Consider the following 13568-nt stretch of genomic DNA (forward strand, 5'->3'; position numbering starts at 1 on the left):
GCACGGCAACTCCAGCCTTCCCCGGGCGGGGCCACTTCGAACCGCCCAGCCGGGGCCAATTCGAGTTGACATAGCCACGCGACGGTCAGCAGCGAGAACGGGCCCACCGGCTGGGCCACCAGACATCGTCGCCGGTGGTGGATTTCACGTGTTCGCTACCGCTACCGGCCGCGGCCGAACGGATCGTGGCCAGGGGGCCATCGACATCCGACGCGACGCCCGAAATCGCCGCAGCGTTGGGCGACTTCGTGGCATCGGGTCGCTCGTATCCCCTCGACACCAGTCGCCCGCTCGGTGACTCGCTGGAGGAGGCGCAGCGGATATGTTGCCTCACGATCTGATCGAATTCCCAAGGTAGCGACGGAGGGTCACACCATGGAGCAGCTAAAGCCGCTGGACGCTGGCTTCCTCGAGGCCGAAGATTCGGATCGACACGTCAGCCTGGCTGTGGGTGGGCTCTCGATCATCGAAGGTCCGGAACCCGACTTCGACGCGCTCTGCGCAAATATCGCCGAGCGGATGCTGCGGGTTCCTCGGTTCAACCAAGTCCTCAAGACGCATGTGCTCGATCTGAACCCACCGGAGTGGGTGGAAGACGATGGGTTCGACCTTTCGCACCACGTGCACCGTGCCGCAGTGCCGAATCCCGGCGACGATACGGCGTTGTTCCGCCTCGTCGCCGACATCATGGAACGAAGACTCGATCGCGACCGGCCGTTGTGGGAGTGCTGGGTCATCGAGGGTTTGCAAGACGGGCGCTGGGCCCTGTTGATGAAGATCCATCATTGCATCGCAGACGGTATCGCTACGATGCACATGTTCAGCGGCCTTGCCGACGAAGGCGAAGTGTCCAACTACGCCAACGAGATTCGTGCCGCGCGATCGCAAAGTACGGGCGTCGATGTCCCGAAACTCTCGGTCAACCCCCTCAGCTGGGCGAGCGGAGCGTGGAACTTGGCGAGGAGTGCGACGGGCGCGGCGCGGTTGGCTTTGGAGGGTGCGCTCGAAGTCACGACCGGCCTGCTGCAGCCCGCGGCATCATCGTCGCTCGTCGGTCCGGTGTCGACCATGCGCCGGATCAGCGCGGCGCAGGTGAGCTTACGCGATGTGCGGAACATCTGCGATGCGTTCGGTGTGACCATCAACGATGTCGCGCTGGCCGCCATCACCGACAGCTTCCGGGCAGCGCTTCTCAGGCGCGGCGAGCGGCCGCGACGCAATTCTCTGAGGACCCTTGTCCCCGTGTCGATCCGGTCCAACGACGCACTGGGTGTTGCGGACAACCGGGTTTCGTTGATGCTGCCCTTCTTGCCGGTCGAAAAGGAGGACCCGGTAGAACAGCTGCGCGCCGTGCACCGCCGGTTGTCCCGCACCAAGGGCAGCGGACAGCGGGAGGCGGGCGCCGTGTTCGTCGCCGCTGCCAGTGTGGTTCCCTTCCCGTTCACGGCGTGGGCGGTTCGAGTCCTGACCAAGCTGCCGCAACGAGGCGTGGTCACGCTTGCAACCAATGTCCCTGGACCACGGCAACGCATGCGGATCGTGGGACGGGAAGTCGTCCGGGTCGTGCCGATTCCACCCATCGCGCTTCAACTCCGAACGGGGATAGCGATTCTGAGTTACGCGGATGACCTGGTGTTCGGGATAACCGGCGATTTCGACACGGCGGCAGACATCGACGACCTGGCCCGCGGGATCGAGGCGGCGGTGGCTCGGTTGGCGGCGATCAGCGCCGAAAAGCGCGACGACCGGGCTGGCTGACGCGCGAGCTCACCGCACGGTCAGCACGTCGCTGACAGGACGCCGTGGGGTCCGTGCGCCGGCTTCGTCACCGGTGGCCAGGCCGACGCGGATCAACGCCTGCGGTTGGGCGCGACGTCCCGTGAGCCGTCGCACCGCCTCTCGACTGGCATGCACCTCCATCATGTGGGTCAGGGGACATGTCGAGAAGCGGGCGGCGGTGCATTCCAACAGCACTCGGGACAACGCTTCGCCGCACCGCAGAATGTTCATGCGACTGTCGTCGAATGTCGACAGGACGAGGACGTTCGAGTGATCGCGATCGACACCCGGTCGGCGGTCGTCGGCGGTGTAGGACGGAAACTCGCGGGCCACATCCACTCTCGAGACCTCGGTGGGCGAACCCAGGGCCGCGGGTGGTATCCCGTCATCGGCTCCCACGTGATGTGTCCACCAGAGAAGTTCATATCGATACGATGCATCGTCGCGCCGCTGCGCCTCGCTGCGCCGCGAGGCATCGGCAAGCGCGGGTCGTCCGCTGTCATCGATCACATCCAACTCAGTGACGGTGCCCCTCAACACATTACGCAGCGTCTGCTCCATGTCGTTCCACGGCTCGGGAGTCGCCATCGGCAGCCGGTCCGTGTGGCGCGTTGAGATGGCGTCGCGCAGTGCGAGTTCGTGGTCGTCGGCGGGTCCGGCCGAATGGAATGTGATCGTCGCGAGATGGTCACGATTACCCGCGTCGGGGTATCGCTCGACGTGCGTCTTCCATCCGGCGGCTCTCGCAGCTACCTGCAGGTGATCCAATGCGGCGCCGCAACTCATGATTACTTCGTTGCCGGTGACGTCGGTGTGTCTGCCGACCCGGGAGTGATCGGCGAAGAGTTGCAGTTCACCGTGGTCGAACAGCCATTTCCACGGCTGGCTGTTGTGCAGCGACGGTGCGCGACAGGCGAGTTCGACGATTGCGGTCACCTTGTCGGCGTGGATGACCTGGTTTGGCGTGATGGGTGCAGTCATCATCTGACCTTCTGTGGTACGGGCTCTTCGGTGACCGCTGCGTCGGGCGGCCGTAACCGTGACTTGGAGGCAACGCGTATCTCGACCGTGAAATAGTCCGGGTCGGGGACCTCTTGCTCGATGGTTTCGCGCAGCCGCGCGAACACCTTGTCGAGCGCTTCCAACGGGTCCACGTCGACCGGGACAACCGAGATGCCGACGTCCATCCAGTGGCCACCGTAACGAGTCAACCCGTGCGCGAAGCCCGGCAGATCCGTGTGGTCGTCGGCGTTCCACGAAATCACCTCGACGGGCTTGTCATTCATCAATGCCTCCTCATCGTGGGCACTAAGCGTGCGGTCGTTGATTGTCGACGATGTGCTCGGCGGACCTGAGATGTCTGTCGGCCTGATCGAGATATGTGAGGAATTCGGCCACATAGCTGTTGGGCGAGCCGGCAAGCGCGGACATACACATATGCGCTGCGTGTGGGTGTCGACGATCGCGGCGTTCAGTTCGCTGGTGAGCTCGGGGGCCGGTGACGGCAGGTGGGCCTGCAGATCGACCGCCGCAGCGTCGTGCATCCGTTCACACTCGTTTCTGGCACCGGCTTCGTCGAGCTCTTTCGCCCGTTGTTCCACACCGTCGAAGGCTTTGTGGAGTTCGGCGACGTGCTCAGGGGCACCTGCGGCCCACCACTGCTGGACGGAGGCGGCGTCGCCCGGCGGCGCCTGCGCACTTTCCAGGCCCGTCCGGTGGCTGTTCAGGACGTATACCCCTGCCAACAGGATCGCGGCTGCCGCGGTGCTTGCCGCCATGAAGAACCACCATCGGCGATACCACGGCGCAGGGGGGGTCGTCTCCGTAACAACAAGTGCGCCATGCTCATCGCGCGGACGCGGGTCGTCCTCGTTCACCGGACAACTGTCACCGGGACGGGCGCCGATTCGGCGACCGCGTAGCTCACCGAACCGAGCAGCATGGAAGCCATACCGCCGCGGCCGCGGCTGCCGACGACCACCAGGGCGGCGTTCTTCGATTCATCGATCAGCCACTGAGCCGGCCGGTCGCACACGATGCGTCGCTGCACATTGACGTCGGGGTATTGCTCGCGCCAGCCGGCGAGGCGCTCCCCGAGGACCGCGTGACCCTCGTCTTCGTACTGGTGCCAGTCCATTCCCACGATCGGGAAGACGCCCACGTCACTCCACGCGTGCAGCGCTATCAAGTCCACGCCGCGCAACGACGCCTCCTCGAAGGCGAACGCGGTTGCCGCCTCGGATGCCGGCGAACCGTCGATACCGAGCAGGACGGGGGCGTCGGCGTCGGAGGGTTTGGGGTCGGTCTTAACGATCGTCACCGGGCAGCGGGAGTGGTGCAGCAAGCCACGGCTCACGGAGCCCAGCAACGCGCCGCTGACCCGACCCATTCCTCGGCTGCCGGCGACGATCATCGTGGCGTTCTTGGACATGGCGGCCAACACAGTGACGATTCCGTCGTTGCGGACCTCGGTGTGCACGGTCGGCGGTGTCGCGTCCCCGATCGCCGCCAGTAGGGTCTTCTCCGCCTTCTCGATCACCTCTCGCGCGTTGTCCTCCTGCCACTGGCGGTAGGCGGACTCCAGATATCGCACGGGCCAGCTCACCACGATGGGAACGATGACGTGGATCAAGGTGACGGGAAGCTTGCGCAGCACAGCTTCCCGACCTGCCCACGCCACGGCGGCGTCCGACTCCGGCGATCCGTCGACGGCGACAAGGATTCCGTGTTCAGGGGAATTCTTCGGCATTGCACGCTCCTCAGTCCTGGCTCGACGTTAACGCGGGTGGGGGAGCGTCGAGCAGGGTCGTAAGTCCCTTGCGGGGTGACGGTGGTCCTCGGTTCTCAGATGCGCTGTTCGACATAGCCGACCACATCGGCCAGTGTCCGCAGGGACGCGTAATCCGACTCGGGAATGTCGACGTGGAGCCGGTTGTGGATGCCGATGAGGAAGTTCAGCCAGTCCATCGAGTCGAGACGACCTGTTCTCGAAGAAGCACATCGTCTTCGATCTCGTCGGGATCGATTTCGGGAGCGATGCTCGTCAACACCGACAGAACCTCGCCCCGGATGTCGTCTCGAGTTCTCGTATCGCTCACTTCTCCAATGTCTCCGGTCGCTGCAGCAGGTCATTGATGGCACTCAGAAAGCGCGCGCCGCGATGCCCGTCGCTGGCGCGGTGGTCGGCAGCGAGCGTGGCCGACATGGTGGTCGCAATCCGGATGCCGCCGTCGACGGCGCAGACCTTCTGCGTCGGACAGACGACGCTGCCGTTGCGCAGGGCGCTCATCACGGTGACAAAAAGTTCCGGGGCAGTGGCCGAGCAGCGTGAACACCCGGTCTCCCTTGTCGATGCCCAGCGTGCGAAGCACGTTCGTGAAGCGGCAGGACAGCCGACCCAGCTCGGCGTAAGACAGGTCGCGCGTCGCCATGGCACCGTCCCAGGACGCCGCGGAGACGAAGCGCAGCGCGGTGCGCGAGGCGATCGGGCCGTCGACATGCCGGTCGACCGCGGCAAAGGCGATGTTGCAGCCGTTGCCTGCCATCCCCGCGCAGGGGTCGGCGACCGTCGACCAGGCAAACTCCGCGCAGGTGCGGTCGTAGTCCGTCAGATTCGGCGTGACACGAAGATCCTTGGCCGTCTTCGGGATTGCGGTCATGGCGGAAGCACACCGCTTCGTAAGGCGGGGCCGACGTTCGCCATGACACGGTCCAGCAGGTCGTCGTAGGTCGATCCGTCGCGCAGTAAACCGGTCGGCCCATGGTGTTGCAGGAACGCGTCAAGCCGACGGTCGAGGGCCCAGTCGGCATACGTGCGTCTGGTGAACTCCGACCGGAGAAAGCGCCACGCGATGGCGTTCAGTTCGGTCCTGGTCATCCGGCTGCGCCCGGTCCGCGTCCTTGACATCCCTGCAATCCCCTTTCTGCTAACGTTCATCGTTTCGCCAGGCGCCGGCGGCTACTAGAGACAAAAGTCATTCCCAGACAGGTCCGGTGGACCCTGGCCGCCGCCTACGGCTGCGAAGCACCATCGATGAATGGCGACCTACACCGCCAGTAGCGTCAGGGACGCGATCCGCATGTTCAACAAGCACGTGCTGAACCCTGCGATGTTGCATCTGGCCGGCCGTAAGCACTTCTACGCCGGTGTCATTCGGCACACCGGCCGCCGTTCCGGCAAGCGTTACACCACTAGCTTGACCGGCGCTCCCGTCGCTTCGATCGCCGCGCGGGCCTCGTGCAGCGACGCCTTCGCCCGACGCACGTCGGCGTAATAGTCCTCGGCGCCGAGGTGTTTTGCTTTGGTCACGTAGACCAGGCGAAGAGGCACATCTCTGCTGACGGCTTTGTCGACGGCCCATTCGGCGGCTTGGACAGCCGCCGCAGATCCATCGATTCCGGCCACCACCGGCGGGTTCGGTTCGACTGTCACATCTGGCTCCTTCCGAGTTTGTTGTTGGCGTCATGGTTCGGCTCGGTCGGCTGGTCGAGGTCGGCAAGGGTGAAGTAGTTCTCTTCCTCCTGGACGAAGTGCAGCTGCAACAGCGCGTAAAGGCCGTACAGACAGGCGAGCAAGTCCTCCACTTGATCTTGCTGAATTCCGTTGCCGGCCTTGGCAAGCGCGATGTGAGTCCCGATCCGGTCGGACAGGCGCTGAATTTCGGCGTGGGTTCTGCTCATGGTGGCGGTCGCTTCGCCGCTACCGAGCGGACGGGCCAGCGACGGGTAGAGCTGGAGCTCCTCCGCCCGTTCGTGGGGCAGCAGCTTGTCGGTGAGGAAGCTGTATGCCTTGACGAGCAGTTGCAGTGCTGCGGGGTCGCCGGAAACCAGGCTGTCAGCGCAGTCTCGCAGGAGGCCGATCGCGTCGCGAAGCTCGTCGTGTTCTGCGGCGAATCGGCGGAGCAGCTCTTCGGTTTCGGCGGCCAACTCGACCTCCGTCGCCGGATTCCCTTTGAGCGCGCGCAGCGCGTTGAGGATCACCGCGACGTCGATGCCCTCCTGCAGAAGTGCGCCGGCGGCGGGTGGCAGCCAACCGATCGCCGCGATCGCCATGGCGATCAGCGACAACGACATGCCGACGGCGGCGCTCTGCAGGGCGATCCTGCGCGACCAGCGGGCGATGTCCATCGCGTCGGCGAGCCGATCCAGCCGGTTGGTGGTCAGCACGACGTCGGCGGCCTCCGACGAGGCTGTCGCGCCGCGTGCGCCCATCGCCACCCCGACCGAGGCCGCCGCAAGGGCAGGGGCGTCGTTGACGCCGTCGCCGACCATGACGGTGACGGCGGCTTCCCGCTCTTCACGCACGGCAGCCACCTTGTCGGCCGGACTCTGCTGGGCGTAGACCTCGTCCAGTCCGAGCACGGTCGCGACCTCGCGGGCCGGCTCCGCGCGATCGCCGGTCAGCATGACCAGCCGATTGATCCCGGCGATCCGCAGCCGCCGTATGGTCCGAGGGGCGTCCCGGCGCAGGGGATCTCGCAACAACACGGCGCCGACGGGGTCACCGTCGACACTGACCCAGGCGATGGCGGCGGAGTCCAACCTCGCCCGGTTCAACGCCGCCTTCGCCCACGCAGCGTCAAGAGCGTTGGTGGGCAGTTTGCCGACGCGGACTTTGCGGCCGGCCACGGTCGCGTGTACGCCTTCGCCCGGTTCTTCCACCACCTGCTCTGGAAGCGTCAACTGCAGCCCGCGGGCCAACGCCTCGGTGACGATCGCCTCGGCCAGCACGTGCGCCGACATCTGATCGACCGAGGCAGCGGCGCCGAGCACCTCGTCGACGTCGTGGCCTGGTGCGGTGAGGACCTCGACCACGGCGGGTCGGCCGATCGTCAGCGTTCCCGTCTTGTCCAGTACCAATGTCGTTGCAGAACCGAGGTTTTCGAGCGCGGCGCCGCTGCGGACCACGACGCCGAGCCGCGAGGCGCGCGACAATCCGGACACGATCGCCACGGGCGCGGCCAGCAGCAGGGGACACGGCGTCGCAACCACCAGCACGGCGACGGCGCGCACGGCGGTGCCGCTCACCAGCCAGGCGACACCGGCGGTCACCAACGTCAGTGGCAGGAACCACGCCGCAAGCCGGTCGGCGAGCCGCACGATGGGTGCGTTCTCGGCACTGGCCTGCTCGGCGAGTCGCACGATGCCCGCATACGTGCTCTCCGCCGCAGTGGCGGTGGCGCGCATCTCGAACGACGAACCCGCGTTGACAGCGCCGCTGCGGACCGGCTCACCTGCCGTCCGCTCGACATGCAAAGGCTCACCGGTGAGCATGGATTCGTCCAGCACCGCCGGCCCGAGCAGTCGACCGTCGACGGGGACCACCTCGCCGGTGCCCACCAGAAGGAGGTCGTCCACCGCGACCTCGGCCAGCGGTACGACGGTCACCTCCGCTCCGATGCGGCGCCGGGCGAACCGGGGCGCGTGCGCCAGCAGGGCCCGTAGATCCTTGGAAGCACGGCGTTCCGCGGCCGCCTCGAGCGCCCGGCCGCCCGCCAGCATGACGGCGATCAAGGAGCCTGCGAGGTACTCTCCGACGGCCAGCGTGCCGAGCAGGGAGAGCACCGCGATGAGGTCCACTCCTACCCGCCCGTGTCGCAGCGCCGCGACCACCCATGCAACGGCGGGTGCCAACGCGATCACGGTGCCGGCGATCCAGAAGCCGTCGGCCACCGCGAAAGACTTTGTCAACCAGGCTATTCCACCTGCGGTTAGCGCAAAGACGGTCGCCCCGGCCAGCAGCGGTTCGACAGATACGTGTCGAGCGGTCAACAGGTTTCTAAATATCATCGCAGCACCCTAGGGGGTATGGGCAGTCGATCCGGATGGCTGAAACGTGCGGCGCGCCGATGTACCCGATGTTCGGGGCCGCGAGTACGGTGCGGTTGGTCGGCCAGCCGCATCGGGTCGGCGTAGAACATCACCTTCGTTGCCTCAGCCAATACGAGGTACCCGATGGTGAGAGCGACGAGCGCTGCGAAGAATTGCCATGGCAGCGGTCTGAATCCGAGGTGGACACCCCATGGAGACAAGGTGACGGCGATACCGGCCGCGATAACCGATAGCGTCGCAATGACGAGCACCCATGCCGGATGGCTGCGCAAAAACGGCACTTTCCTCGTGCGAATCGCAAAGATGATCAAAGTTTGAGTCGCCAACGACTCGACGAACCAGCCGGTTCGAAACTCGGTCGGTCCCGCGCGCAACACGCCCAGCATCAAACCGAAGGTCAAGAAGTCGAAGAGCGAGCTGATTGGACCGAACGTCAACATGAATCTGCGGATGAACGCGATGTTCCAGTGCGATGGCGCATGGAGTTGGTCGTCGTCGACCCGGTCCATGGGTATCGCCAATTGCGAGGTGTCGTAGAGAAGGTTGTTGAGAAGGATCTGACTGGGCAGCATGGGTAGGAACGGCAGCACAGCAGACGCCGCGGCCGCACTGAACATATTGCCGAAATTGCTTGATGTTCCCATCAACACGTACTTGATCGTGTTGGCGAAGATGCGCCGTCCCTCGGCCACACCGGCCGCCAGAACATCGAGATCCTTGTCGAGCAGCACCACGTCGGCGGCATCCTTGGCCACGTCGGCTGCTGTATCGACCGAGATTCCGACGTCGGCGGCGTGAAGTGCCAGCGCGTCGTTGACGCCGTCGCCCATGAATCCCACCGACCGGCCGGTCCGGCGCAGTTCGGACACCAGCCGGGCTTTCTGCTCAGGTGAGATCCGGGCGAAGATGGTGTGATTGCGTGCCGCCGCCCGGAACTCGACGTCGTCCATGCCTTCGAGCTCGGCGCCGACGACGGTACCTTTTGAGCGTAATTCCAAATCGAGGCAGACCTTTTCGGCAACCTTCGGATTATCCCCTGTCGCGATCTTCATCTCGATACCGAGACCGGCCAGTTGCGCTAACGAGTTGCGCGCCGCTGTCTTCGGGTTGTCCGCGAAGACGAGAAACCCTTGGAGCCGCAATCCGGTCTCGTCGGCGGGGGTGAGTCGACTCAGCCCATCTGCGGGCCGGCTTGCCACCGCGACGACCCGTCTGCCGTTCGAGAACAATTCCGCCAGCGTGCCCGAAGCCGCAACCGGCACATCGACGCACCGCACAAGCATCTGTTCTGGGGCGCCCTTCATGACGAGCACCCGGCCGCACTCCGTCGCCACGAGTGCCGATGTAGCCCTTCTGACATGATCGAAAGGCACTGTGGCGAGGCGAGTTACATTCGGAACCGGCTCTCGGCCACGCCACAAAGCAGCGTCGAGCTCGTTCGCGCTGACCCCACCGGCCGAAGGGTCCACGTCGGTGGCCAGCAACGCGGATCGCAATACCGCTTCAGATCGCCGGCCGGCCGGGTCGACGACGTCGACCAAGTCGATCCGGCCCTCGGTGAGGGTTCCCGTCTTATCGGTGACCAGAATGTCGATGTCACCGAGATCCTCGATGCAGACCAGGCGCTTGACCAACACTTTGAGTTTGGCCAAGCGTCGTGAACCGGTCGCGAGACTGGTGCTGACGACAGCGGGCAGGAGTTGCGGGGTGATGCCGACTGCGATCGCCAGACCGAAAAGCGCCGAGTCGATCAGCGGCCGTCGCAGTAACACGTTGGTGACGATGATGACGGCGGTAAGGATCAACGCTACTCGCAACAGAAGATAGGAGAACCGGCGCAACCCGACCTGAAAGTCGGTCTCCGGTTCGCGCTCGCCGAGATGTGTGGCGATCCTCCCGAACTCTGTGTTCGCACCGGTCGCATAGACGACGCCCGTTGCCTCACCAGCGCTGACGACGGTTCCCATGAATGCGATGGCCTTCGCGTCGTCGACGCAGGCGCCGTCGGCGGGTTCACCGGATTTCTCTGCCGGGGTCGATTCCCCGGTCAGGATGCTCTCGTTGCATTCGAGTTCGTTGGTGTCGATGAGCCGGACGTCGGCCGGCACAAGCTCACCCATCTCCAGATGGATGACGTCACCCGGGACTAGTGCGGTGACGTCGACGCGGCGAAACTGACCGTCCCGTCGAGCCAGAGCCTCGTGGGTGATGGCCGAATGCAATGCTGCGGTGGCCCGTTCCGCGCGGTATTCGTTGACGAATCCCAACCCCACACTGACGAACAAGATGATGCCGACGATGCTCGCCTGCGTGCTGTCGCCAATGAAGTACGCGAGCACGGCGGTGGCGGCCAGCAGCACAAGCACGGCGTTGTTGAATTGGCGGATCAGCACGGCCCACGCGTTGACTGCGTGGCTGCGGACTGAATTTGGGCCTAGAGCGGTGAGTCGGGCCGTTGCGTCGTCGGTGGACAAGCCGTCGACCGAGGTGTTCAGGACGGTCAGGACGTCATCAAGCGATAAAGCCGCGATGTCGCGGCGTCGCAGTCCGGTCGGGGAGGGCGCGGTCACGATCACACTTTCAACGCCGCCTCGAGCAGCAGCCGTCGTTCCGCGGCGGCGATCACGCGGCGTGCGGCGTCGGCAGCGTCGGGATTGACCGACACCGATGTGATGCCCATGCGAACCAGGTGTTCGGCGAAGGCGGGTTTGGTCGACGGTGCCTGCCCGCACAGCGACGACGTGATGCCGTGTTTGCGTGCGACGCTGATGATCTGGCCGATCGCATCGAGCACCGCCGGGTCGGATTCGTCGAACAACTCGGCGCAGACATCGGAGTCACGGTCGACGCCGAGCATCAACTGTGTCAGGTCGTTGCTGCCGATTGACACACCGTCGATGCCCATGCCGACGTATTCACCCAACCAGTGCACCACCGACGGGACTTCGGCCATCACCCAACGGTGCAGGCCTCGCTGCCGTCCCAGCGGGCTGGCGTCGACGAGCGAAAGGCATGCTTCCAGTTCCCACTTGGTGCGCACGAACGGGATCATCAACGCGACATTGGGGGATTTCTCGCGCACCCGCGCCAACGCCTCCAGTTCGAGGGCGAACAAGTCGGGTTCGTTGATGTAGCGGTAGCAGCCGCGATAGCCGATCATCGGATTGTGCTCGACCGGCTCGTAGGTCTCGCCGCCCGCCAGGCCGCGAAACTCGTTGGTGCGGAAGTCGGTTGCTCGATACACAACCGGACGCGGGGCGAACGCGGCGGCGATGCGGCCGACCGAGGACTCCATCTTGTCGACCAGCACGCCCTGCTCGCCGTGCGCGATGAGGTCACGCGGATGGCGACCACCGAGGGCCTCGGTCAGCATGAACTCGGCCCGAAGCAGGCCCACACCGTCGACAGCCTGCGCCGCAACGGTTTCCGCCGAGTCGGGCATGGCCAGATTCACATACACCTTGGTGGCCGTCACTTCGCTGAGCGTCTGCGCCGGTGCGCTGCGCTGCGTGACCGTCACCCTCGCCGTGGGTTCGGTGCGGCCTGAGACCACCTCACCGCGCGCGCCGTCAACGGTCACCGTCGTGCCGTCGTGCAGGTCGCGAGTCGCTGTCCTGGCGCCGACGATACACGGCACGCCCAACTCACGCGCCACGATCGCGGCGTGACAGGTCATGCCGCCGGTGTCAGTCACCAGTGCTGCGGCCCGGCGGATGGTGGGTAGCCAGTCGGGGTTGGTCATCTGCGCGACGAGGATCTCGCCTTCTTCAAGACGGTGGCCTTCGTCGGGCGCCGCGAGGACGCGAACCTTGCCCGACGCCGTCCCCGGTGCGGCGGCGAGCCCGCGGGCCAGCACCAGATGCTTGTCTCTGGGCGGTGGAGTGGTGTGGCCGAGCGTCGTGATCGGCCGGGCCTGCACCAGATAGGTCTTACCGTTCGAGATTGCCCATTCGGTGTCTTGCGGGCAGCGGTTGTGCCGCTCGGTCGCGATGGCCAGTTCGGCGATCGACCGCAGTTCGTCGTCGGTCAGCACACGCGAATCGGCCTGCCCCTCATCGAGGTTGACGACGGTGTCGCGGCCGTCCGCGCCGCGCACGATCTTGAATGACTTGTGGCCCACCCGGACGTCGAGGGGTCGCAGCGTCTCCTTGGAGACGATGTAGGTGTCCGGTTCCACCGCGCCGGACACCACGACCTCACCGAGGCCGAAGGCGGCCTCAATGACCACGCGATCTTGTGCGCCGGTGCTCGGGTCGGCGGTGAACGCGACGCCGGCCTTCTCGGAGTCCACCATCTGCTGAACCACCACGGCCATCGCCGGGTCGGCGGTGAAGCCGCGGCTGGCGCGGTAGGTGATGACACGTGGGCTGAACAGCGACATCCAGCATCGAACCACCGCGTCCAGCAGTGCGTCGTCGCCGCTGACGTTGGTGATGGTGGCGTTCATGCCCGCGAACGAGGCATCTGCGCCGTCTTCGCCGGTCGCCGACGAACGCACCGCCACCACGACACCGGGGCCCAGCGCATGGTAGGCGGCCAGGATCTGCTGCTTTATGGTGTCGTTGACCCCGGCCTTGTGCACCAGACCCTGCATCCGCTCGCACCGCTCACTGAGCCTGGCGGTGTCGGCGACATCGGCGAGCGCCTCGCGGTGCAGCGCGTTGAGTTCCTTTTCGACCCCGCCGGATCTCATCGAGTGCCGATAGCAGTCCCGCAGCAAGACGAAACCAGGCGGTACGGGCAGTTCGGCGGCGACAAGCTCGCCCATGTTCGCACCCTTGCCGCCCGCTTCTTCGGCGTCGCCGATCGTCAACGTCGATATGTCTCGCACGTACGCGACATCACTCGCAGCAGCCATGCGGCCACTCTCTTGCAGGGTGCCGCGGCGGCGTACCGTCCGAGGGCCACAGCCGCCCGGCCGAAGGTCACAAATGCCGAGGGCACTTGGTCCCTTCCGC

At 65.5% G+C, this 13568-nt stretch carries 10 protein-coding genes and 2 pseudogenes; 2 read left to right on the forward strand and 10 right to left on the reverse strand.

Annotated elements, in window-relative coordinates; translation table 11 throughout:
* The first annotated feature begins 375 nt into the window (after window positions 1-375).
* Complete coding sequence (locus CQY20_RS23830) at window positions 376-1758, forward strand: WS/DGAT/MGAT family O-acyltransferase (protein WP_097942549.1); 1383 nt, start codon at window positions 376-378, stop codon at window positions 1756-1758.
* 9 nt (window positions 1759-1767) lie between these two features.
* Here the strand turns inward: CQY20_RS23830 and CQY20_RS23835 are convergent, their stop codons facing one another.
* From CQY20_RS23835 to CQY20_RS23855, 5 genes and pseudogenes are all read right to left on the reverse strand, one after another.
* Window positions 1768-2760 (reverse strand): Acg family FMN-binding oxidoreductase, encoded by a 993-nt coding sequence (locus CQY20_RS23835; RefSeq protein ID WP_097942550.1) that lies wholly within the window; start codon window positions 2758-2760, stop codon window positions 1768-1770.
* A complete protein-coding gene (locus tag CQY20_RS23840) occupies window positions 2760-3557 on the reverse strand; it encodes a hypothetical protein (protein WP_097942551.1) in 798 nt (265 codons plus the stop codon). The genes CQY20_RS23835 and CQY20_RS23840 overlap by 1 nt, the downstream gene beginning before the upstream one ends.
* Window positions 3558-3652: 95 nt before the next feature.
* Window positions 3653-4528, reverse strand: a complete 876-nt coding sequence (locus tag CQY20_RS23845; RefSeq protein WP_097942552.1) for a universal stress protein — start codon at window positions 4526-4528, stop codon at window positions 3653-3655.
* A 95-nt stretch (window positions 4529-4623) separates the two neighbouring features.
* Window positions 4624-4877 (reverse strand): annotated as a pseudogene (locus CQY20_RS23850) (acyl carrier protein).
* Window positions 4874-5035, reverse strand: a pseudogene (locus CQY20_RS23855) (2-oxo acid dehydrogenase subunit E2); the annotation flags it as partial. The pseudogenes CQY20_RS23850 and CQY20_RS23855, both read right to left, overlap by 4 nt.
* Window positions 5036-5208: 173 nt before the next feature.
* On the opposite strand from CQY20_RS23855, the gene CQY20_RS34905 reads away from it, so the two are divergent.
* Window positions 5209-5382 carry a hypothetical protein gene (locus tag CQY20_RS34905; RefSeq protein ID WP_163700497.1) on the forward strand — a complete coding sequence of 58 codons (174 nt, stop codon included), beginning with the start codon at window positions 5209-5211 and terminating at the stop codon, window positions 5380-5382.
* A gap of 52 nt (window positions 5383-5434) precedes the next feature.
* On the opposite strand, the gene CQY20_RS23860 is transcribed toward CQY20_RS34905, so the two are convergent.
* From CQY20_RS23860 to ppsA, 5 genes are all read right to left on the reverse strand, one after another.
* Window positions 5435-5656: a hypothetical protein gene (locus CQY20_RS23860; RefSeq protein WP_337425540.1), complete on the reverse strand. Its 222-nt coding sequence runs from the start codon at window positions 5654-5656 to the stop codon at window positions 5435-5437.
* Window positions 5657-5962: 306 nt separating this feature from the next.
* On the reverse strand, window positions 5963-6211 hold the full coding sequence (locus tag CQY20_RS23870; protein WP_097942554.1) for a universal stress protein: 249 nt from the start codon (window positions 6209-6211) through the stop codon (window positions 5963-5965).
* Window positions 6208-8568, reverse strand: a complete 2361-nt coding sequence (locus CQY20_RS23875; RefSeq protein WP_097942555.1) for a heavy metal translocating P-type ATPase — start codon at window positions 8566-8568, stop codon at window positions 6208-6210. The genes CQY20_RS23870 and CQY20_RS23875 overlap by 4 nt, the downstream gene beginning before the upstream one ends.
* The gene (gene mgtA / locus CQY20_RS23880; RefSeq protein ID WP_174814658.1) at window positions 8565-11180 is read right to left on the reverse strand and encodes a magnesium-translocating P-type ATPase; all 2616 of its coding nucleotides are present in this window, start codon (window positions 11178-11180) and stop codon (window positions 8565-8567) included. The genes CQY20_RS23875 and mgtA overlap by 4 nt, the downstream gene beginning before the upstream one ends.
* Before the next feature lie 2 nt (window positions 11181-11182).
* Window positions 11183-13468, reverse strand: a complete 2286-nt coding sequence (gene ppsA / locus CQY20_RS23885) for a phosphoenolpyruvate synthase (RefSeq protein WP_097942556.1) — start codon at window positions 13466-13468, stop codon at window positions 11183-11185.
* Between the last annotated feature and the right edge of the window lie 100 nt (window positions 13469-13568).

The sequence above is a fragment of the Mycolicibacterium agri genome (assembly GCF_002553505.1).
Taxonomy (GTDB): Bacteria; Actinomycetota; Actinomycetes; order Mycobacteriales; family Mycobacteriaceae; genus Mycobacterium; species Mycobacterium agri.

Bases quoted from the DNA above. Each gene is read 5' to 3' on its own strand.
- CQY20_RS23835 (WP_097942550.1), bottom strand. From the start codon at position 2,760: ATGACTGCACCCATCACGCCAAACCAGGTCATCCACGCCGACAAGGTG.
- CQY20_RS23860 (WP_337425540.1), bottom strand. From the start codon at position 5,656: ATGACCAGGACCGAACTGAACGCCATCGCGTGGCGCTTTCTCCGGTCG.
- CQY20_RS23830 (WP_097942549.1), top strand. From the start codon at position 376: ATGGAGCAGCTAAAGCCGCTGGACGCTGGCTTCCTCGAGGCCGAAGAT.
- CQY20_RS23840 (WP_097942551.1), bottom strand. From the start codon at position 3,557: ATGGCGGCAAGCACCGCGGCAGCCGCGATCCTGTTGGCAGGGGTATAC.
- ppsA (WP_097942556.1), bottom strand. From the start codon at position 13,468: ATGGCTGCTGCGAGTGATGTCGCGTACGTGCGAGACATATCGACGTTG.
- CQY20_RS23845 (WP_097942552.1), bottom strand. From the start codon at position 4,528: ATGCCGAAGAATTCCCCTGAACACGGAATCCTTGTCGCCGTCGACGGA.
- CQY20_RS23875 (WP_097942555.1), bottom strand. From the start codon at position 8,568: ATGATATTTAGAAACCTGTTGACCGCTCGACACGTATCTGTCGAACCG.
- CQY20_RS34905 (WP_163700497.1), top strand. From the start codon at position 5,209: ATGGCACCGTCCCAGGACGCCGCGGAGACGAAGCGCAGCGCGGTGCGC.